Origin of the sequence: Citrobacter sp. TBCP-5362 (genome assembly GCF_005406305.1) — a bacterium.
Classification (GTDB): domain Bacteria; phylum Pseudomonadota; class Gammaproteobacteria; order Enterobacterales; family Enterobacteriaceae; genus Citrobacter_B; species Citrobacter_B koseri.
In genome coordinates this window covers 4,403,002-4,425,162 of sequence record NZ_CP040234.1, presented here as the reverse complement: position 1 = coordinate 4,425,162, position 22,161 = coordinate 4,403,002, and the positions used below count along the sequence as shown (strand labels likewise).

17 protein-coding genes and 1 pseudogene are annotated in these 22,161 nt (G+C 51.6%); 6 read left to right on the top strand and 12 right to left on the bottom strand.

Annotation, left to right across the window (positions count from 1 at the left end; all coding sequences use genetic code 11):
• Positions 1-5 precede the first annotated feature (5 nt).
• Complete coding sequence (gene dsbA, locus FD428_RS20990; protein WP_012133950.1) at positions 6-629, top strand: thiol:disulfide interchange protein DsbA; 624 nt, start codon at positions 6-8, stop codon at positions 627-629.
• 12 nt (positions 630-641) lie between these two features.
• Here dsbA and FD428_RS20985 read toward each other — a convergent pair whose 3' ends face one another.
• A complete protein-coding gene (locus tag FD428_RS20985; protein ID WP_047459928.1) occupies positions 642-1,577 on the bottom strand; it encodes an acyltransferase in 936 nt (311 codons plus the stop codon).
• A gap of 363 nt (positions 1,578-1,940) precedes the next feature.
• On the opposite strand from FD428_RS20985, the gene polA reads away from it, so the two are divergent.
• A complete protein-coding gene (polA, locus tag FD428_RS20980) occupies positions 1,941-4,727 on the top strand; it encodes a DNA polymerase I (protein ID WP_114848722.1) in 2,787 nt (928 codons plus the stop codon).
• Between the two features lie 501 nt (positions 4,728-5,228).
• On the opposite strand, the gene yihA is transcribed toward polA, so the two are convergent.
• Entirely contained in the window at positions 5,229-5,861 is a 633-nt protein-coding gene (gene yihA, locus FD428_RS20975) for a ribosome biogenesis GTP-binding protein YihA/YsxC (protein ID WP_110494846.1), read from the bottom strand.
• A gap of 240 nt (positions 5,862-6,101) precedes the next feature.
• Between yihA and FD428_RS20970 the strand changes: the two are divergent.
• The 3 genes and pseudogenes from FD428_RS20970 (at position 6,102) to hemN (ending at position 8,576) form a co-directional block, all read left to right on the top strand.
• Positions 6,102-6,326 (top strand): annotated as a pseudogene (locus FD428_RS20970) (hypothetical protein).
• A 178-nt stretch (positions 6,327-6,504) separates the two neighbouring features.
• The gene (yihI, locus tag FD428_RS20965; protein ID WP_114848723.1) at positions 6,505-7,014 is read left to right on the top strand and encodes a Der GTPase-activating protein YihI; all 510 of its coding nucleotides are present in this window, start codon (positions 6,505-6,507) and stop codon (positions 7,012-7,014) included.
• Between the two features lie 188 nt (positions 7,015-7,202).
• Positions 7,203-8,576, top strand: a complete 1,374-nt coding sequence (gene hemN, locus FD428_RS20960) for an oxygen-independent coproporphyrinogen III oxidase (RefSeq protein WP_114848724.1) — start codon at positions 7,203-7,205, stop codon at positions 8,574-8,576.
• Between the two features lie 90 nt (positions 8,577-8,666).
• On the opposite strand, the gene FD428_RS20955 is transcribed toward hemN, so the two are convergent.
• The 4 genes from FD428_RS20955 to glnA all read right to left on the bottom strand — a co-directional run bounded on the left by FD428_RS20955 (position 8,667) and on the right by glnA (position 13,048).
• Positions 8,667-8,777, bottom strand: coding sequence for a YshB family small membrane protein (locus tag FD428_RS20955; protein WP_096753919.1), 111 nt, complete (start codon positions 8,775-8,777; stop codon positions 8,667-8,669).
• 111 nt (positions 8,778-8,888) lie between these two features.
• The gene (gene glnG, locus FD428_RS20950; protein ID WP_012133942.1) at positions 8,889-10,298 is read right to left on the bottom strand and encodes a nitrogen regulation protein NR(I); all 1,410 of its coding nucleotides are present in this window, start codon (positions 10,296-10,298) and stop codon (positions 8,889-8,891) included.
• Positions 10,299-10,309: 11 nt separating this feature from the next.
• Positions 10,310-11,359, bottom strand: coding sequence for a nitrogen regulation protein NR(II) (glnL, locus tag FD428_RS20945; protein ID WP_047459914.1), 1,050 nt, complete (start codon positions 11,357-11,359; stop codon positions 10,310-10,312).
• Positions 11,360-11,638: 279 nt separating this feature from the next.
• Positions 11,639-13,048, bottom strand: a complete 1,410-nt coding sequence (glnA, locus tag FD428_RS20940) for a glutamate--ammonia ligase (protein ID WP_024130676.1) — start codon at positions 13,046-13,048, stop codon at positions 11,639-11,641.
• Positions 13,049-13,425: 377 nt separating this feature from the next.
• On the opposite strand from glnA, the gene typA reads away from it, so the two are divergent.
• Entirely contained in the window at positions 13,426-15,249 is a 1,824-nt protein-coding gene (gene typA, locus FD428_RS20935) for a ribosome-dependent GTPase TypA (protein WP_012133937.1), read from the top strand.
• Between the two features lie 153 nt (positions 15,250-15,402).
• Here the strand turns inward: typA and FD428_RS20930 are convergent, their stop codons facing one another.
• The 6 genes from FD428_RS20930 to FD428_RS20905 form a co-directional block, all read right to left on the bottom strand.
• Positions 15,403-15,864 carry a DUF3828 domain-containing protein gene (locus FD428_RS20930; protein ID WP_110494844.1) on the bottom strand — a complete coding sequence of 154 codons (462 nt, stop codon included), beginning with the start codon at positions 15,862-15,864 and terminating at the stop codon, positions 15,403-15,405.
• A 1-nt stretch (position 15,865) separates the two neighbouring features.
• Positions 15,866-16,228 (bottom strand): CHAP domain-containing protein, encoded by a 363-nt coding sequence (locus FD428_RS20925; protein WP_071259439.1) that lies wholly within the window; start codon positions 16,226-16,228, stop codon positions 15,866-15,868.
• A gap of 253 nt (positions 16,229-16,481) precedes the next feature.
• Positions 16,482-17,174: a porin OmpL gene (gene ompL / locus FD428_RS20920; protein WP_024130675.1), complete on the bottom strand. Its 693-nt coding sequence runs from the start codon at positions 17,172-17,174 to the stop codon at positions 16,482-16,484.
• 88 nt (positions 17,175-17,262) lie between these two features.
• Complete coding sequence (locus tag FD428_RS20915; protein WP_114848725.1) at positions 17,263-18,657, bottom strand: MFS transporter; 1,395 nt, start codon at positions 18,655-18,657, stop codon at positions 17,263-17,265.
• Between the two features lie 45 nt (positions 18,658-18,702).
• Positions 18,703-20,085: an MFS transporter gene (locus tag FD428_RS20910; protein ID WP_012133934.1), complete on the bottom strand. Its 1,383-nt coding sequence runs from the start codon at positions 20,083-20,085 to the stop codon at positions 18,703-18,705.
• Between the two features lie 45 nt (positions 20,086-20,130).
• Positions 20,131-22,155: an alpha-glucosidase gene (locus FD428_RS20905; protein WP_114848726.1), complete on the bottom strand. Its 2,025-nt coding sequence runs from the start codon at positions 22,153-22,155 to the stop codon at positions 20,131-20,133.
• Positions 22,156-22,161 lie beyond the last annotated feature (6 nt).

The following is a 22,161-nucleotide window of genomic DNA, read 5'->3' as shown; positions in this document are numbered from 1 at the left end:
TGATCATGAAAAAGATTTGGCTGGCGCTGGCTGGTATGATTTTAGCTTTTAGCGCATCGGCAGCGCAGTTCAGTGATGGTAAGCAATACATCACACTGGATAAGCCCGTTGCTGGCGAGCCTCAGGTTCTGGAGTTTTTCTCCTTCTACTGCCCGCACTGCTATCAGTTTGAAGAAGTGCTGCACGTTTCTGATAACGTGAAGAAAAAGCTGCCTGAAGGCACCAAAATGACCAAATACCACGTTGAGTTTCTGGGCCCATTGGGTAAGGACCTGACGCAGGCATGGGCTGTGGCGATGGCACTGGGCGTAGAAGATAAAATCACTGCGCCGATGTTTGAAGCAGTACAGAAAAACCAGACCGTTCAGTCTGCTGCCGATATTCGCAAAGTATTCGTTGATGCGGGTGTGAAAGGTGAAGACTACGATGCGGCATGGAACAGCTTCGTGGTGAAATCACTGGTTGCGCAGCAAGAAAAAGCGGCCGCTGATCTCCAGCTTCAGGGTGTACCGGCGATGTTTGTAAACGGCAAATATCAGGTTAACCCGCAAGGGATGGATACCAGCAGCATGGATATCTTCGTACAACAGTACGCCGATACCGTGAAACATCTGGTTGAAAAGAAATAAAAAAATCGCCGGTCATTGACCGGCGTTTTTGTTTTCCGCTTTAATCTTTTCTATCTGTTCGTCTTTTTCATTCCAGAGTGCATTCAACCAAAGCTGGAAACGGCGTTTGAATCCTTTGTCGTTCACATAGTCACCGTGCAGCTCTTCTTTAATCGGCTCCAGATCGATACGTACCACGATGCGCGTCAGTTTACCGCTCAACATATCGTAGAATGGTTTCCGATCGTTTTCCGGGTAGCAGAGGGTAACGTTGAGCAGCTTATCGAACTGAGACCCTAATACGTTTAGCGCCATCGCGATCCCCGCCGCTTTTGGTGGGAGAAGGTTTTTATATGGCGAGCGAGTTTGCCGACGTTTCTCTTCGGTAAAACGCGAACCTTCGACAAAATTTACGATCGTTGTGGGATGCGCGCGAAATTTCTCGCAAGAACGGCGGGTTGTTTCTACATCTTTACCGCGTTGTTCGGGATGACGGAGCAAATAAGCGCGCGAGTAGCGTTTCATAAACGGCATATCCAGCGCCCAGCAGGCCAGGCCGATAAACGGCACCCAGGCCAGCTGCTGCTTAAGAAAGTATTTGTTCATTGGAATGTGCTTACGGAACAGAACGCAAAGCACCACGATATCGGCCCAGCTGTGATGGTTACAAATAAGCAGATACCAGTTTTTCTTGTTCAGGCCTTCCAGCCCTTCCACGTCCCATTTAAGCCACGGATTGAGATGCAGCAGCAGCGCCAACCCTTCACACCAGCAGTACATCATGAAATTACAAAAAACGGATACCTTGCGCCAGACGACAGGAATGGGCAAAAGGAGCTTCACGATCCCGGCAAGGATGATCGGCACAGAACAAAAAATAGTGACCAAAATGGTCAATACGATACTCAGCAACAGCGTTATCGCAGCGAGTATTCTTGTCATAATTAAATTATTCAACGGGTTAGCCATAAATAGTGCGCGAAAGAGACGCAAGGGGCTGATTTTATCAGAAAACGCATCAAATGACGGGTCTTAGCGAAACAGAAAAAATATTGATATCTATCCACACACTGAGATAACGCTGAATAATGGGATAAAGTTCTGGTGATTTAATTAACATATTGAAAAATATGATTAAGTTTAATGAAAATTAAATCATCAGGATGAAATTAAATGAAATGTAATAATTTATGCACAAAGTTATCCACAGCGCGCTTTGCGAGCGATCCAGAAGATCTACAAAACTTTTTCGACAAATGCGGCGAAAAACTCATGTTTTCATCCTGTCTGTGGCATCCTTTACTCATAATCTGATAAACAGGCACGGACATTATGGTTCAGATCCCAGAAAACCCACTTATCCTTGTAGATGGCTCATCTTATCTCTATCGCGCGTATCACGCCTTTCCTCCTCTGACGAACAGCGCAGGGGAGCCTACAGGGGCGATGTACGGTGTTCTCAACATGCTGCGCAGCCTGATTATGCAGTATCAGCCGACGCATGCCGCAGTGGTATTTGATGCCAAGGGTAAAACCTTCCGTGATGAGTTATTCGAACATTACAAATCGCATCGCCCGCCGATGCCTGATGACCTGCGTGCGCAGATTGAACCGCTGCATGCGATGGTAAAAGCGATGGGCCTGCCGCTGCTGGCCGTTTCGGGCGTGGAAGCGGACGACGTTATCGGTACGCTGGCGCGTGAAGCCGAGAAGGTGGGCCGTCCGGTGCTGATCAGCACCGGCGACAAAGATATGGCTCAGCTGGTGACGCCAAATATCACGCTGATTAACACCATGACCAATACGATTCTGGGCCCGGATGAGGTCGTGAACAAGTACGGTGTTCCACCCGAATTGATCATCGATTTCCTGGCGCTGATGGGCGACTCTTCCGATAACATTCCTGGCGTGCCGGGCGTGGGTGAAAAAACCGCCCAGGCGCTCCTTCAGGGGTTAGGTGGGCTGGATACCCTGTATGCCGAATCAGATAAAATTGCGGGCTTAACCTTCCGTGGCGCGAAAACCATGGCCGGGAAGCTTGAGCAGAATAAAGAGGTGGCTTACCTCTCTTATCAACTGGCTACCATCAAAACGGATGTCGAACTGGAGCTAAGCTGCGATCAGCTTGAAGTACAACAACCAGCGGCTGAAGAGTTGCTTGGCCTGTTTAAGAAATATGAATTTAAGCGCTGGACCACCGATGTGGAAGCGGGTAAATGGCTACAGGCGAAAGGTGCGAAGCCCGCAGCAAAACCGCAGGAAACCATAGTTATTGATGAAACGCCAGACGTGCCTGCGACCGCGCTTTCTTACGATAACTACGTCACTATCCTGGATGAAGCGACGCTGGAAAGCTGGATTGAGACGCTGAAAAAGGCGCCCGTTTTTGCATTTGATACCGAAACGGACAGCCTGGATAACCATGCGGCGAATCTGGTCGGTCTCTCTTTTGCTATTGAACCGGGCGTGGCGGCCTACGTTCCCGTGGCGCATGACTACCTGGATGCACCCGATCAGATTTCCCGCGAGCGAGCGCTTGAGCTATTGAAGCCGCTGCTGGAAGATGAGAAGGCGCGTAAGGTTGGGCAAAACCTGAAGTACGATCGCGGCGTATTGCAAAACTATGGCATTGAGCTGCGCGGTATTGCTTTTGACACTATGCTCGAATCCTACATCCTGAACAGCGTTGCTGGCCGCCACGACATGGACAGCCTGTCCGAACGCTGGTTGAAGCATAAGACCATCACTTTTGAAGAGATTGCCGGTAAAGGCAAAAATCAGCTGACCTTTAACCAGATTGCCCTGGAAGAGGCCGGACGTTATGCCGCAGAAGATGCGGACGTTACGTTACAGCTGCATTTGAAAATGTGGCCAGAGCTACAGCAGTACAAAGGGCCGCTGAATGTCTTCGAGAATATCGAAATGCCGCTGGTGCCGGTGCTTTCCCGCGTAGAGCGTAACGGTGTAAAAATCGACCCTGCCGTGCTGCACAAGCATTCAGAGGAGATCACGCTGCGTCTGGCGGAGCTGGAGAAGAAGGCGCATGAGATCGCCGGAGAAGAATTTAACCTCTCTTCTACCAAACAGTTGCAAACCATTCTGTTTGAAAAACAGGGTATTAAGCCACTGAAGAAAACGCCGGGCGGTGCGCCGTCCACCTCGGAAGAGGTGCTGGAAGAGTTGGCGCTGGACTATCCGCTGCCGAAGGTGATTCTGGAATATCGCGGGCTGGCGAAGCTGAAATCGACCTACACCGATAAACTCCCGCTGATGATCAACCCGAAAACCGGGCGAGTGCATACCTCTTATCATCAGGCGGTGACCGCGACGGGGCGTTTATCGTCTACCGATCCTAACCTGCAAAATATTCCGGTACGTAACGAGGAAGGACGCCGTATTCGTCAGGCGTTTATCGCTCCGCAAGATTACGTCATCGCATCAGCGGACTACTCGCAGATTGAGCTGCGTATTATGGCGCACCTTTCCCGTGATAAAGGTCTGTTAACCGCCTTTGCCGAAGGAAAAGATATCCACCGGGCGACGGCTGCTGAAGTGTTTGGACTGCCGCTGGAGAGCGTTACGGCTGAACAGCGCCGCAGCGCCAAAGCGATTAACTTTGGTCTGATCTACGGCATGAGCGCATTCGGTCTGGCGCGTCAGCTCAATATTCCGCGCAAAGAGGCGCAGAAGTACATGGATCTCTACTTCGAACGCTACCCTGGCGTACTGGAATATATGGAACGCACGCGCGCTCAGGCAAAAGAGCGAGGCTATGTTGAAACGCTGGAAGGGCGTCGTCTCTACTTGCCGGATATTAAATCCAGCAATGCTGCGCGTCGTGCCGGTGCGGAACGTGCCGCCATCAACGCTCCGATGCAGGGGACGGCAGCAGACATCATCAAGCGCGCTATGATTGCCGTCGATAAATGGCTGCAAGATGAACAGCCGCGCGTGCGTATGATCATGCAGGTACACGATGAACTGGTGTTCGAAGTGCATAAAGATGATCTCGACGTGGTATCGAAAAAGATCCATCAACTGATGGAAAACTGCACGCGTATTGATGTGCCGTTGCTGGTGGAAGTGGGTAGCGGCGAAAACTGGGATCAGGCGCACTAAGGCTTTACTGAATAACGCGCTTTTTTCGTAACTAAGCAACATAAGATAGAACGTTTTGTGATGATCATTAGAATTCCCTATGTAAAGAATGAAAAAAAATTACAAAAAGTGCTTTCTGAGCTGCTCAAAAAAGAGTAAAGTTATTCGCGTAGGGTACAGAGGTAAGATGTTCTATCTTTCAGACCTTTTACTTCACGTAATCGGATTTGGCTGAATATTTTAGCCGCCCCAGTCAGTAATGACTGGGGCGTTTTTTATTTTGCTCGTCATACTTCAAGCTGCATACGCGTTGGCTTCGAATTATTCGGCTCATCCATGAGCCTCACCCTTACGGGCCGCCGCTTCGCGGCGTTCAAATCTGTTCCAGACAGATTTGTCGCTCACCCCAGTCACTTACTTATGTAAGCTCTTGGGGATTTGCTGTGTTGCCGCCTTAGAGCAAGAATAAAGAACTGTAGGCCGGATAAGACGCGCAGCGGCGCCATCCGGCATATCGGTGGGTTATTCCCCGTCCTGCGTCTCTTCCACGGGAGCCAGATCGTTAAACCAGCTATCCAGTTTCTGACGTAATTTATCCACGCCTTGCTTCTTCAGGGAAGAAAACGTTTCTACCTGCACATCGCCGTTAAAGGCCAGTACCGCTTCACGCACCATATTCAGCTGCGCTTTACGTGCGCCGCTGGCCAGTTTGTCCGCTTTGGTGAGTAAAACCAGAACCTGAATGTTGCTCTCTACGGCCCACTGGATCATCTGCTGGTCGAGATCTTTTAACGGGTGACGGATATCCATCAGTATCACCAGGCCTTGCAGGCTCTGACGTTTTTCCAGGTATTCGCCCAGCGCGCGTTGCCACTTACGCTTCATCTCTTCCGGGACTTCTGCATAGCCATAGCCGGGCAGGTCAACCAGACGTTTGCCTTCAACCACCTCAAACAGGTTGATGAGCTGAGTACGGCCCGGTGTTTTGGATGTACGCGCCAGACTCTTCTGATTCGTAAGCGTGTTCAGCGCGCTGGATTTGCCTGCATTGGAACGGCCAGCAAAAGCCACTTCGATTCCGGTATCGGAAGGTAAATGGCGAATATCAGGCGCACTCATCACAAAGTGCGTCTGTTGATAATTCAAATTAGTCAAAGCGGTCGTCTCCGTCAGTCAAAGCTTTGCAGCGATTATACCTGAACAGCGGCAAAAGACGGATTTTTCAGCATGGGGATGTGTGTAAGCTAAAACCATGCTCTTTGTGAGACATTGCCGATTGTTCTTATGCGAAATTTCAGAGTAAGCGCAGGTCGAAAATTAAGATAAAATAATAAAATCATAACGTTATGTTTCAGGCAATATTCTGAAAAGTGGACATTCGCGTTTCGATTACTTGTGCGTTTATGCCAGAAGAGTAAAGTAGCATCCATAGCGAGGAAGCTGTCAGGATTACGACTCAGGATGAGGGTCAGGAGCGCCAGGAGGCGAAGACGCAGGATTTGTCAGGAAGACAAACGTTCGGAGACGTTAGTAAAAGGAAATGGAAACAACACGGAATGTTTCAGGCTAAGGGAAAAACAGGGCGTGTTGGTAGCCAACAGGGATCGTAGAGCCCGTTAGGGTTGTTAGACAGCAAAAAAGGCGACAGATTACTCTGTCGCCTTTTTTCTTTATAGGGTTTCTGCTAGATTCCGCGGCAAATGAAACTCGTCATACTTCAGGTTGCATGTGCGTTGACTTCCTGCAACTCGAATTATTTAGAGTATATACTGACTAAAACAGCCAAAGACGAATCACTATGAAATCAACTTCTACACCACGCGGTAAAGGTCCCGCAAAAGCGCGTCGTAAAACACGCGAAGAGCTGAATCAGGAAGCGCGCGACCGTAAGCGTCAGAAAAAACACCGTGGTCATGCGGCGGGGAGCCGTGCGACAGGTGACAACGCGGCTTCAGGCGGTAAAAACCAGAACAAGCAGAAAGATCCACGAATTGGCAGTAAAACCCCCATTCCCCTGGGTGTGACCGAAAAAGTCACCAAACAGCACAAACCGAAGAGTGAGAAACCTATGCTTTCACCGCAGGCTGAGTTGGATTTACTGGAAACGGATGAGCGCCTGGATGCGCTGCTGGAACGTCTGGAAGCAGGCGAAACCCTGAGTGCGGAAGACCAAACCTGGGTAGATGCCAAACTGGATCGTATTGATGAGCTGATGCAGAGGTTGGGCCTCTCTTATGATGACGATGAAGAAGAGGAAGAGGACGAAAAGCAGGAAGATATGATGCGCCTGCTCCGGGGCGGCAACTAACGGGTTTACACCGTGGGCCTTCCCGTCCTGCTTATAACCCTTCCGGTTGTATGTTATCTGGTGTGGTTATTCGTTAAACTACAGCGGTTGTCGCGGCGACAGAAGTGGCTGCGCAACCGGTTTATTACCCGTAGTGGGGTAAAGCCGGTACGCCGTACCCGCCAGCGACGCCATCGGAAGGAGTGAGCATGTCTGAACAGTTGATAGACTGGGATCTGGCCCTGATCCAGAAATATAACTATTCCGGGCCACGATATACCTCGTATCCCACAGCGCTGGAGTTTTCGGAAGACTACGGCGAAGAGGCATTTCAGCACGCTGTGGCGCGTTACCCTGAACGTCCGCTGTCTCTGTACGTTCATATCCCGTTTTGCCATAAATTGTGCTATTTCTGCGGTTGCAACAAGATTGTGACCCGCCAGCAGCATAAGGCCGACCAATATCTCGATGCGCTTGAACAAGAAATTATTCATCGCGCGCCGCTGTTTGCCGGACGTCGCGTTAGTCAACTGCACTGGGGCGGCGGAACGCCAACGTACCTGAATAAAGCGCAAATCAGTCGGTTAATGACGCTTCTGCGTGGAAACTTTCATTTTAACGACGACGTCGAAATCTCGATCGAAGTCGATCCCCGTGAAATTGAGCTGGATGTGCTCGATCATTTACGCGCGCAAGGGTTTAACCGCCTGAGTATGGGGGTGCAGGACTTCAATAAAGACGTTCAGCGTCTGGTTAACCGCGAGCAGGATGAAGAGTTTATCTTCTCGCTGCTCAATCATGCGCGCGAGATAGGCTTCACCTCGACGAATATCGATCTGATTTACGGGCTGCCAAAGCAAACGCCGGAAAGCTTCGCCTTTACGCTCAGACGCGTGGCAGAGCTGAGCCCCGATCGCCTGAGTGTCTTTAACTACGCTCATTTGCCCACGTTATTCGCCGCTCAGCGCAAAATCAAAGAGGCTGACCTGCCCAGCGCGCAGCAAAAACTCGATATCCTGCAAGAGACCGTCTCGTCGCTGACGGAGACGGGCTATCAGTTCATCGGGATGGATCACTTTGCCCGCCCGGATGACGAACTGGCCGTTGCCCAGCGTGAGGGCGTTCTGCATCGTAACTTCCAGGGCTATACCACTCAGGGCGATACGGACCTGCTGGGGTTGGGCGTTTCCGCCATCAGTATGATTGGCGACAGCTACGCGCAGAACCAAAAAGAGCTGAAGCGCTACTATCAGCAGGTGGATGAGCTGGGGAATGCGTTATGGCGCGGCATTGTGCTGACCCGCGATGACTGCATTCGTCGGGATATTATTAAGTCGCTGATCTGCAACTTCCGTCTCGATTACGCAGCGGTTGAACAGCAGTGGGATCTCAACTTCGCGGCGTACTTTGCGGAAGATTTAGCGCTGCTGGCGCCGCTGGCGAAAGATGGGCTGGTGGATGTGGATGATAAGGGGATTCAGGTTACGCCGAAAGGCCGTCTGCTGATCCGTAACATCTGTATGTGCTTTGATGCTTATCTGCGCCAGAAAGCGCGGATGCAGCAGTTCTCACGGGTGATTTAGTGGCGTTGCCCGGTGGCGCTACCGCTTACCGGGCCTACAAGTTAACATCAACCGTAGGTCGGATAAGCGGTAGCGCCATCCGGCACGCATTTAGCTAAACAGCCCAACCAGCGCTGCACACAGCACTGCGGCAACCGCAGTTTGTGGCGTGTGGCTGTCGACCGCTCCGCTCGATACCAGATTGATTAATGATTCCAGCATGATGATTCCCCCTGTTTGCCGGGCATGATCATACTCAACTCATCGGAACAGTAAAGCGCAAAATAACGGCAATTTGCGCTTAAATATTAATCTTTACACAACGACGAATCGTCACTCCATACCCAGCTCTTTTAGCTTGCGAGTCAGGGTGTTACGACCCCATCCCAGCAGCCGTGCCGCTTCCTGTTTGTGCCCCTGGGTATGACGCAGCGCGGTGGTTAACAGCGTACGCTCCAGCTCAGGCTGCGCTTCAGAAAGCAGGTTTTGATGACCGGAACGCAACGCGCGATCCGCCCACTGCGCCAGCAATGTGGCCCAACTGTCTGACTGTATGTGCGACTGGCTGTCTGGCACCGTGGCTTCAAACAGCTCGCCGGGTAAGTCCTGAATCAGAACCTCCTGTCCGGCGGCCATCACCGTTAACCAACGGCAGGTATTCTCCAGTTGACGCACGTTGCCAGGCCAGGCCAGACGCGTCAGCGCCGCTTCTGTTTCCGGGTGGAGCAATTTGGCTTCGACGCCCAGCTCGCGGGCAGCCACTTGCAGGAAATGCCGCGCCAGGCGTGGAATATCTTCCCGACGCTCGCGCAGCGGTGGCAAATGTACGCGAATCACGTTCAGGCGGTGGAACAGATCTTCACGGAACTTACCTTCCTGTACGCGTAATTCCAGGTTCTGATGGGTGGCGGCGATAATCCGCACATCAACCTTCACCGGCGCATAGCCACCAACGCGGTAAAACTGCCCATCGGCTAAGACGCGTAGCAAACGCGTCTGCACATCCAGCGGCATATCGCCGATCTCATCGAGAAACAGCGTGCCGCCGTCGGCCTGCTCAAAGCGCCCCTGACGAATGGTATTCGCCCCGGTGAACGCCCCTTTTTCATGACCAAACAGTTCGGACTCGATCAAATCCTTCGGAATAGCCGCCATATTCAGGGCGATAAAGGGAGCTTTTACGCGTGGGCTATGGCGATGCAGCGCATGGGCGACCAGCTCTTTACCGGTCCCGGACTCGCCGTTGATCAGCACGCTGATAGACGAGCGTGAGAGGCGGCCAATAATGCGAAAGACATCCTGCATCGCGGGCGCTTCGCCGATGATATCGGTTGTCGGGCCGTTGATCTGGACATTGCGCGGCTGTTGCTGCTCCTGATAATGGCTGATCGCGCGTTCAACCAGCGCGACCGCTTCGTCAATATCAAAAGGCTTTGGCAGATAATCAAACGCGCCTTGTTGATAAGCGCTGACGGCGGCATCGAGATCGGAATGCGCCGTCATTATGATGACCGGAAGCATGGGGTGACGCTGTTTGATCTGTTTTAACAGCGCCAGTCCGTCCATTCCCGGCATACGGATATCCGACAGCAGGACATCCGGCGTTTTACTCGCCAGCGCGTCCAGCACTTCGTTGCCGCTTTCAAATGTGGTGCAATGTAATCCCGCCCCGGCGAGCGCACGTTCAAGCACCCAACGGATGGAACTATCGTCATCGACTACCCAGACTATCCCTCGTTGCATAAACGTCACCTTTATTTCCTGATAGGCAGGTAAACCGAGAACTCGGTATGACCCGGCCAACTGGTAAATTCAATTTTGCCGGAATGCTGATCAATCAAATTACGGGCAATGGATAAGCCCAGCCCGGTGCCGCCTTCGCGACCGCTGACCATCGGGTAAAACAGCGTGTCCTGTAAATGGGACGGAATACCCGGCCCGTTGTCCTCAACGTCGATGCGCGCCGCCAGGCGATAACGCACGCCATGCAGCGTCAGCTGGAATGCGGTACGGGTACGCAGAATGATTTCACCGCCTTCCGGCCCTAACGCCTGTAAAGCGTTACGCACGATGTTCAGCAGGACCTGTTCAATCTGATCCGGGTCGTGAGGCAGTTCCGGCAGACTGGGGTCATAATCACGAATCAGCGTGACGTTCTCCGGCAGCTCCATCGACACCAGTGCGACGACGCGTTCTGCGACTTTGTGGATACTCTCCGTGACGTGCATACCCGGCTGTTGCGGTCCCAGCAGTCGGTCAACCAGATTACGCAACCTGTCGGCCTGCTCAATAATGACTTTGGTGTACTCCAGCAACGCCGGGTCAGGCAGGGCTTTACTGAGCAGTTGGGCCGCGCCGCGTAAACCACCAAGCGGGTTTTTGATCTCATGCGCCAGACCGCGCACCAGGTCGCGGGCGGCGATTTGCTGGGCATGCTGAAGCTGTTCCTGGCTCAGGCGACGCTGGTTATCCATCGGCGCCATTTCCAGCAGGATGAAGTTATCCGGCAGGCGCTGGGCGGTTAGCGAGAGAATATGGGAGCGTCCGTCGATCACCAGCGTGACTTCGTTGTCCGTAAATCCCTGACCTGCTTCCAGGCTTTCGCGCATCAGCCCAATATTTAATGAAAAATAGCTCAACAGCTCAGGCAGCGGCGTACCAAACAGCTTGCGGGCGCTTTGGGCGAGCAGCTGTTGTGCGGCCGGGTTGGCGTAATGCACCGCCAGCTCGTCGTCGACCAGTAAAATGCTGTTGATTAAAGAATTGAGGATCTGCCCAGCATCGGGCTGCGTGCCTGTTGCCATTTAGCAGTCTCCTGGAATAGTTTGCACCAATTTAGTGCATTATAGCTTTTTACGTGTAAAAAGCGCGTGGGATCAGAACGTTGGTGGAGAAAAAAGCCCATCGTGTGATGGGCTACAGATGAGTGGCAAACGTTGTGCCGGATGGCGGCTTTGCCTTATCCGGCCTACAAGGTGATGTTACCGGTAGGCCTGATAAGCTTGCGCCATCAGGCGTCTTATCATTCGCCATCAATCTCAAACCTGCCTGAACAGGCTAAAAGTTCCACGGCAACTCAACGATTAAACGCTGTAGTACAGCTCAAACTCTACCGGGTGCGGCGTCATGCGCACGCGGTCATTTTCTTCAATGCGCAGGGCGATGTACGCGTCGATCGCTTCATCAGTGAACACGCCGCCTGCTTTCAGGAATTCACGGTCAATATCCAGCTCGTTGAGCGCTTCTTCCAGAGAGCCTGCAACCTGTGGGATCTCTTTCGCTTCTTCCGGCGGCAGGTCATACAGGTTTTTGTCCATCGCTTCGCCTGGGTGGATCTTGTTCTTAATACCGTCAAGACCCGCCATCAGCAGAGCGGCAAAGCACAGGTACGGGTTCGCAGCCGGGTCCGGGAAGCGCACTTCGATACGACGCGCTTTCGGAGAGGCAACAACCGGAATACGGATAGAGGCAGAACGGTTACGGGCGGAGTAGGCCAGCATGACCGGTGCTTCATAACCCGGAACCAGACGTTTGTAGGAGTTAGTGGTCGGGTTCGCCAGGGCGTTGATCGCTTTTGCGTGTTTGATTACGCCGCCGATGTAGTACAGCGCCTGCTCAGACAGACCCGCATATTTGTCGCCGGAGAACAGGTTAGTCCCGTTTTTGGACAGGGACATGTGGCAGTGCATACCGGAACCGTTATCGCCGAACATCGGTTTTGGCATAAAGGTCGCAGTTTTACCGAAACGGTGAGCGACGTTGTGCACAACGTATTTGTAGATCTGAATTTCGTCCGCTTTTTTGGTCATGGTGTTGAAGCGGGTTGCCACTTCGTTCTGACCTGCAGTTGCCACTTCGTGGTGGTGTGCTTCTACAACCAGACCCATTTGCTCCATAACGGAACACATTTCAGAACGGATGTCCTGAGAAGAGTCTACCGGCGGAACCGGGAAGTAACCGCCTTTTACTGCCGGACGGTGACCTTTGTTGCCACCTTCGTACTGGGTGGAGGAGTTCCATGCGCCTTCGATATCGTCGATAGCGACGTGGGAACCGGAGATAGAAGAACCGAAGCGGATATCGTCAAACAGGAAGAACTCTGGCTCTGGCCCGAACAGAACGGTGTCTGCGATGCCGGTAGAGCGCAGGTACTCTTCCGCGCGCTTGGCGATGGAACGCGGGTCGCGATCGTAGCCTTGCAGGGTGCCTGGCTCCAGGATGTCGCAACGAATAATCAGCGTAGAATCAGCGTAGAACGGGTCAATGACCGCAGTGGATGCGTCCGGCATCAGAACCATGTCGGATTCGTTGATACCTTTCCAGCCACCGATCGAGGAGCCGTCAAACATTTTGCCTTCTTCAAAGAATTCGGCATTCACCTGATGAGCAGGAATCGTGACGTGCTGTTCTTTACCTTTGGTATCGGTGAAGCGCAAATCAACAAACTTCACTTCATGCTCATTCAGCATCGTCAAAACGTGTTCAGCGGACATACTTAACTCTCCCGGATTGGTCATTGTCGTCGTGGTAACGAAGTCTTCAATTCTGCAAAAATTGGCCGTGTCGCCGTAAAAAATACAAAGCGAAATCTGTGCCAACTTTTAAATTGCCCCTAAAAGGCGTTATCATGCGCACCATCGTGCAAAAGGGCCGCACCATAGTGGATATGTTGCACCAATATAGTGCTTTAATGTGAACATTAAGCACCATGTTGGTGCAATGGACAGTGAGTGACCCTTTTAACGCTCCGTGAAAGCGATCACAAAGAAACTCTGCAATACTTGTTTGCGGAGGATCTCTGTGATCCTGTTTTGTAGTGCGATTAATCCGTGTACAATAACGCGCTATTTCTAATGCCTGAGGCAAAGTTGTGATCGAAAATTTGCGTAACATCGCCATCATCGCGCACGTTGACCACGGTAAAACTACCCTGGTCGATAAGCTGCTACAGCAATCCGGTACGTTTGATGCGCGTGCCGAAACTCAAGAGCGTGTGATGGACTCCAACGATTTGGAGAAAGAGCGTGGGATTACCATCCTCGCTAAAAACACTGCTATTAAATGGAATGATTACCGTATCAACATCGTTGATACCCCAGGACACGCCGACTTCGGTGGTGAAGTTGAACGTGTAATGTCCATGGTAGACTCCGTGCTGCTGGTGGTTGACGCATTTGACGGCCCGATGCCGCAGACGCGCTTCGTGACCAAAAAAGCCTTTGCTCATGGCCTGAAGCCGATTGTTGTTATCAACAAAGTTGACCGTCCTGGCGCGCGCCCTGACTGGGTTGTAGACCAGGTATTCGACCTGTTCGTTAACCTCGACGCGACCGACGAACAGCTGGACTTCCCGATCATCTACGCTTCGGCGCTGAACGGTATCGCAGGTCTGGATCACGAAGATATGGCGGAAGACATGACCCCGCTGTATCAGGCGATCGTTGACCACGTACCGGCACCGGACGTTGACCTGGACGGCCCGCTCCAGATGCAGATCTCTCAGCTGGACTACAACAACTATGTTGGCGTTATCGGCATTGGTCGTATCAAGCGCGGTAAAGTGAAGCCGAACCAGCAGATCACTATCATCGATAGCGAAGGCAAAACCCGTAACGGTAAAGTGGGCAAAGTGCTGACTCACCTGGGTCTGGAACGTATTGATAGCGACCTGGCGGAAGCGGGCGATATCATTGCAATCACCGGTCTGGGCGAGCTGAACATCTCCGACACCATCTGCGATCCGCAGAATGTTGAAGCGCTGCCAGCGCTGTCTGTTGATGAGCCGACCGTTTCTATGTTCTTCTGCGTAAACACCTCTCCGTTCTGCGGTAAAGAAGGTAAATACGTGACCTCTCGTCAGATCCTTGAGCGTCTGAACAAAGAACTGGTACACAACGTTGCGCTGCGCGTTGAAGAAACCGAAGATGCGGACGCGTTCCGTGTATCCGGTCGTGGTGAACTGCACCTGTCCGTTCTGATTGAAAACATGCGTCGTGAAGGTTTCGAGATGGCGGTTTCCCGTCCGAAAGTTATCTTCCGCGAAATCGACGGCCGTAAACAGGAGCCGTACGAAAACGTCACGCTGGACGTCGAAGAGCAGCACCAGGGTTCTGTGATGCAGGCGCTGGGCGAGCGTAAAGGCGACCTGAAAAACATGAATCCAGATGGCAAAGGCCGCGTACGTCTCGACTACGTGATCCCAAGCCGAGGTCTGATCGGTTTCCGTTCAGAGTTCATGACCATGACCTCCGGTACGGGTCTGCTGTACTCCACCTTCAGCCACTACGACGATATCCGTCCGGGCGAAGTGGGCCAGCGTCAGAACGGCGTACTGATCTCCAACGGTCAGGGTAAAGCGGTTGCGTTCGCACTGTTTGGTTTGCAGGATCGCGGTAAGCTGTTCCTGGGTCACGGCGCGGAAGTTTACGAAGGCCAGATCATCGGTATTCACAGCCGTTCTAACGACCTGACCGTAAACTGCCTGACCGGTAAGAAACTGACCAACATGCGTGCGTCTGGTACTGACGAAGCAACGGTTCTGGTTCCGCCGATCAAGATGACCCTGGAGCAGGCTCTGGAGTTCATCGATGACGACGAACTGGTAGAAGTGACTCCAACCTCTATCCGTATTCGTAAACGTCACCTGACGGAAAACGATCGTCGTCGTGCAATGCGCGGCGCGAAAGAAGAGTAATACGGGCTTACCGTGAAATGCCCGATGGCGCTTCGCTTATCGGGCCTACAAAATCGGCCTGATAACTCCGATTCGTAGGCCGGATAAGGCGTTAGCCGCCATCCGGCAACAAAAAGCCGCTGATTTCAGCGGCTTTTTTTGACTCTCGATTTATTACTGTAAGCTGCTATTGTGGTAAATCTCATGTCCGACGACTGACTGAACTCTCCACCTCCCTCCCTCCCGGACCATACAATCAACGACAATGTGATCGCGTTTTTTGCCAAATGACACATATACATTCACACAAACCGGATCATAATCGGATGAAACTACGGTTACGTTGGTTGGCCAGTCATCGCCGATGTATTGCGCCTTGATAAAGAAGTCAGCGTCATAAAATTCATCGTCCGCGTATTTAGGATCTTGCGCATGACGCAGCTTTTTCATCGTGTCTGACGTAACAAAGTTATCAATTTCATGACCGACGCTGATAGGATAAATATCTTTATTTATCTGATTAATATACCATTTATTGAATTCAAGCGCCCGAGATATGGGGGTTTTATCATCAATTGCGCCAAATGTTGCGAAACTGATGGAAAGTAATATCAATAATTTCAATAATTCTTTCATATTAATTGTGCCTGTAAAGTTTAAAAGCAGGATGTAGCTCCCTGTAATGTGGGCCAGGGTACATACTGCGTTGAATGAAATCGGAATACCATGTTCCCATCCCATCGTAAATACAGGTATGACCATATTGATGCGGGCCAGGTAATGCGCTTATCACTGCGACATCTCCTTCCATCGGTTCACCATAAACTTGCCTGAATCCGGCACGCTCAAGTGAACGATCAAAATTCATGGCATTGGCTCCCTCAATCTGAATACCGCCAGCTCGTATCGCGGCTGCAACGGCACGGGCACAAAAATGAGTACTTTGTTGGTGTGCATGCTGGCGTGCAAAGGTTACTGCGGAATGTTTATTCCATGACATTATAATAACTCCTTTATTGTTAATATATACCAATGTATTTCGCATTACATCAAGGTGGCGACGTAGCTGTGTCGCTACCGTCCTGCTACTTGAATTATGTAAGGTATAAAAAAGAAGTTATTACATTATTTATATAGGATGTGTATTATTAAATGTTTTCTATATATTAATGAAAATAAATTATTATTATAATTTAAATGTTTTCATAAAAATTAAAAATGCGATCTTTCAGTTGAAGATCGCATAATTAAAATCAGAAGAAATATTTTACCCCGACACGAATCTGGTTTTGCTCTCGATGGTAGGGCTCCACATTGCGATCCAACCAACGTAACTCTAAGTACGGCAGCCAGTTCTGGTTAATCCGATATCTGAAAGTATTGGTAATTTCCCAGTGGTGTTTGGTTCCGTTGCTGCTGTTAAAATCATTCACATTATAAAAATAGTGTGGCTCAAAGGTATAAGAAAATTTATCAGTAATGATGAAATTCCAGTAGTTGCCGATTTCATAGCTATCGTTATTATCTAATTCACCATTTAAATCAGTAGAACTGTAGTTATTATGGTTGTAACGGTTACGAACCGTCAGGTTAAACCACGGCGTGAATTTATAATTGACGTCCAGATAAACAGCGCCGCCAGAACCGATGCTTTTATCGTTTATCAGACCACCGGGTTGAATGGTTAACCGGTCCGTCGGTTTAAATAACGGATACCAACCCTCAATTTCATTATAGCCATGCTTTAATTCATCATCACGCTGTAGCGTATAGGTGTTGGTTAACATAATTCCAGCCCCCATATCGGAGTTGTAGCCAACGCGCAGCATGAATTCCATTTGATCGGATGCCAGATTATAGGCCTCGCGGTTTTCCACATAAGCGCCCGCAAAAACAGAAGTGGAGATAACAGAGGATAACAGCATTATTGTGTTCAACGTTTTCATAGTAAATCCATTTTTTAAGCGTAGGGAGCCGCTATCCATCGAAATGGATAGAGCGGCAATTATTTTATTTAATTAGAACAGAGGTTTTTTAATGGCTTACAACGCCTGTTTGTATCGATTGTTTCTTTCGTTGGCTAATTTCCTCAATAATAAAAGCAAAACGTTTTTCATTGAGCTTATAAAAAAAGCCCATTGTGAGAGCGGCGATAATCGCCAGGCCGCATGGCCAGAGAAATATCAACTGACGCAGGCCAAGTAACGTCTCCGCGCTTTGCGCTATGTTCGGCACGTAGCCAATTTGCGTCAGCATAATGCCGGGCAAGAAACCCGCCAGCGCCGCAGAAATTTTTCGTGAGAAGGTATAACCGGTATAAACCGACCCTTCCGCACGAATGCCTGTTTTCCATTCGCCGTAATCGACCGTATCAGGAACCAGCGCCCAGTTCAGGCTGTTAACGAACGCGGTGCCGAAAAACGCCATGCAGGAGAAGATCACGAACAGGAAAGAGGTTCCGCCCCAGAGAAAGTTCAGCACATCGCCGATAGCCCACAGCGTCAGGCCGCCGAGATAGACCTGCTTTTTCCCAAACCGTTTTACGGTTACGGGCACCAGCAGTACGCCGACCAGAATGCACCCCATACTGAAAAATCCCATCCATGACAGCAAATGGATGTCGTTCAGCACGTACTGGGTGTAATAGACCTGAATCGCCAGTTTGATGTTAAACGCGGCCAGCGTACATAAGTTGGCCACGCAGAGCACCAGCAGCGGCGGATTGCGGAAAATCGCACAGAAGGATTTAAGAATGCTGGGCTTATGGTGAGCCGGAACGATATCGATATACCGTTCTTTCACCCCGCTGAAACACCACCACATACTGAACAGGCCGCAAACGGAGAAAATCAACGCGGCTACCAGATAACCCAGAGAAGATGACTGGGTAAAGAGCGCCTGAATCGGCATAAAGCCAACGGTACACAGCAACAGACCGAGCGTTGCGCCGCCCTGACGCCATGCTGCGAGTTGGGCGCGCTCATGCGGGTTTCTGGTGATAGCGGGCACCATCGCCCCGTATGAGCAATTCATCAGGCTGTAAAACAGGCCAAACAGCATGAACAGTACGGTTGCCAGCGCTGTTTTGACCGTCAGCGTAAAATCGGTGGCGAGAAACTGCGCGCTGGCAACCAGCGCGACAGGAAATGATGCATACAGAATGAAAGGGCGAAACTTACCTTTAGCGCCAATATGACGACGGGAATCCAGCAGCACCCCCGTCAACATATCGGTGAACGCGGTAAAGAACTTCGCCACCAGAAAGGTAATCCCACCGTAATATGCGGGCATCCCCAGTTCATCGGTATAAAACTTAAGCAGATACAGCGTACCGATACACAGCATCAAATTTGAGCCGAAGTCACCCATGCCATAGGCATATTTTTCCCGTAGGCTCAGTTTTAGCGTCAGCGGATCATGGTCAGACATAATCGCTCCTCAATAACGCCCCGAAGGGCGCCTTTATTATCATTGTTAAGCCGTTTGTTTACGGGCTTCTATCTCTTCAACGATGCGGACATACATCTTCTCGTTGAGGTTGTAGAAACACCCCATTGCGATGATGGTTATCACCGCCAGCGCGCACGGATAAATAAAGATCAGCTGCCGCAAACCTTCGACAGTGCCTGCCGATTGCACCACATTGGGCACGTAGCCGATTTGGGTCAGCATCCAGCCGGGGAAGAAGCCCGCCAGCGCCTGAGACACCTTACGGAAGAAGGTAAAACCGGTGTATACCGTTCCTTCTGAACGCACGCCGGTGCGCCATTCACCGTATTCCACCGTGTCGGAGACCAGCGCCCAGTTCAGGCTGTTCACAAACGCTGAACCGAAAAATGCCAGGCAGGAAAACGCGACAAAACTGACCGAGCCGCCGCCAAAGAAGTAGTTGAGAAGATCGCCGATAACCCAAACCAGCAGGCCGCCGATGTAGACCTTTTTCTTGCCGAAGCGTCTTACCGCGCCGGGCATTAAAAAGACGCCGATAAAAATGCAGCCCATGCTGAAAAAGCCCATCCAGGAGAGGAGGATCGGGTCATTCAGTACGTACTGGGTGTAATACACCTGGATCGCCAGCTTAACGTTGAAAGCGCCCAGGGTGCAGAGATTCGCGATACATAAAATGAACAGCGGACGGTTCCCGGCAATGGCGCGAAACGACTGGAGCAGCCCCGGTTTTTCGGTCGCTTCAACCGGTTTTACCTCCACATAGCGCTCTTTGACGCCTGCGTAGCAGAGCCACATAAACAGCAGGCCAAACAGTGAGAACAGCGTGGCGGCGAAAATATAGCTTAGCTGTGCGTTCCCTTCGATCAGATTCATCACCGGAACAAAACCGACGGTGCACAGCAGCAGGCCGAGCGTGGCGCCGCCCTGACGCCAGGCGGCAAGCGAGGCGCGCTCATCCGGGTTTTTGGTAATGGCGGGCACCATCGCGCCATACGAACAGTTCATCATGCTGAAGAACAGGCCGTACAGCATAAACAGCACCGTCGCCATCACCGTCTTACCGGTGATTTCAAACGGCGTGCCAACAAAGTTGGCGATGGCCAGCAGGGTCACAGGAAACGCGGCATAGAGCACGAACGGACGGAACTTGCCTTTCGGGCCGATTTTACGCCGCGAGTCGAGCATAATCCCGGTGCCCATATCGGTGAAGGCGGTAAAGAATTTGGCGATCAGGAAAATAATACCGCCATACGTGCCCGGTAGACCCAGCACATCGGTATAAAACTTAAGTAAATAAAGCGTACCAATATCCAGCAGGATATTGGAGCCTAAATCACCCATCCCATAGGCAAGTTTTTCTTTAAACGGCAAGCGTAGGGTCGCCGGATTTGATGACGTTTGACTCATTATTTTTCTCCATATGCCCGTGAGTTTCCCCACGGGCGAGCCGTATTAGATAGTGCGTAAAGAGGCAAACAGTGATGCCCACTCGCTCTCTGCACGGTAAAAGACCGGAGGCTTGCCGAGCGGCGCGTCCACGGTAATCTCGCCGCCGCGAAGCGTTTCGCCCGTCCACGCGTTGATCCAGTTATCCTCAGGCAGATATAGCGTCCAGTCGCGGCGTCCTTGTTCGTGGACCGGCGCAACCAGCAGGTCGCGACCCAGCAGATACTGGTACTTCAGGGTGTAGGTCTGCGCATCGTCCTCGTAGTGCAGGAACAGCGGGCGCATGACCGGCAGACCGGTTCTGGCGTTCTGCGCCACCGCCTGTTTGAGATACGGTTTCAGGGTGGTAAAGACGGTTGTCATACGGGCAAAGTGGGCGATAGTTTCCGCGTCGCCATCAAACTGCCAGTTATCGCCGGGGCGGTTCCCTTCGTGGGTACGCATCATCGGGGTGAAGGCGCTGAAGTCACACCAGCGCAGCAGCAGCTCTTTGCTGCGCTTCATGTCGAACAGGGTGGTATAACCGCCAATATCGCTGTGATGCAGACCGTGACCCGTCATCGCCAGCGACAATGCGGCAGGCACCACGGAGGCAAGACCGTCGTCCAGACTCCAGTCGACGTTCTGATCGCCCGCCCACATCATGGTGGAGTATTTCTGGCTGCCGGTATAACCCGCACGCATAAAGAACAGGATCTCGCCCAGCTTGCCGGTCTCTTGTAGCGCTTCGTAGTTACATTTCGCCCACAGCGCCGGCCAGGCGTTATGCATAATTTCCGCGCTGACGCCGTTATGCAGGTAAGTGTCGGTTGGCAGGTATTCCCCGAAATCCGCCATCCAGCCGCCGCAACCCAGCTCAATCATGTTTTTCTTGATGACATTCTTGAACCAGTCATAGGCTTCAGGATTGGTCAAATCCACGACGCCGCCATAAAACTCGCCGAACTCAACCAGATAGTCATCGCCCGCAGCGTCTTTTGCCAGATAACCGTGTCTGGCCGCTTCGGCGCAAAGATCTTTATCGCTGGCGACGTAAGGATTGATATAGGAGAGGAACTGCACGCCTTCTTCTTGCCATTGTTTGATACGGGTATCCAGCTGCGGATAGTTGTCGCTGTTCCACTTCCAGTTCCACATCACGCGTTTGCCGAAAGAGGTCATGCGGATGCCGGACCAGTCCTGCGCCCAGATGCCATTCACCTTCACGCCTGCGTTGCGCATGGTGTCCAGCTTCTGCTGGCAGACGTCGGTGCCGCCCTGAATGCCGAGCGTCACGCCGTCGTAAACCCAGTCTGGCAACACTGGCTGGCGGCCTAACAGCGCCGTCAATTTTTCCAGCAGGGCGATGTAGCTGTCGGCGCATTCAAAACGCAGGGTGGCGTTGTCTTCCCATAGCGCCAGTTCATGGTATTCCGGCGCGCTAAAGTCGAAATTCATGTAGCAGCTGTTATCGACGTGGCAGTAGTACTTTTGCGTGCTGACAAAAGTGGGCTGTGGGAAAAAGGTCCAGTAGTAATCCCCGCCCGCGTTTTCTTTGCAGTCCGCCTGCCAGGTGACATAGCTGTTTTTGTTGCGCCCGACGCCTTGTTCGCTGGTCCAGAGCGGGAAAGGCTTGCCGCGCAAATCGAAATAAGAGAACTGTTCGCCGCAGCCATAGATGTGATCTTCTGGCTGGGCGGCCAGGCGTAACCAGATGCGGTTATGGGTAAGATCGCTGTTTTGCAGTTTTAGCGTCAGGCGGCCCGCCTCATCGGTGGCGATGTGTAACGCCGCGCTGATGGCATCGCCGCGATTGAAATGGATCAACCAGCCATCCGGGGACTGGCTTGTCGTTGCGTCAGTCAGCGCGATTTTCTCATTCAGCTTATCTTTTATGCTGAAATTACCGCGAAACATGTCGATATCGGCGACGCCGGCGCCAATCCACAGGCAGGGATTTTCTGCGCTGTGGGATAGCAGCAGACGATCTTGCCAGCTCAGGGTGAAGCCGTCATCGGTTGTTGTCAGGGTGATATTGTGTAGGGTATGCATAAGTTT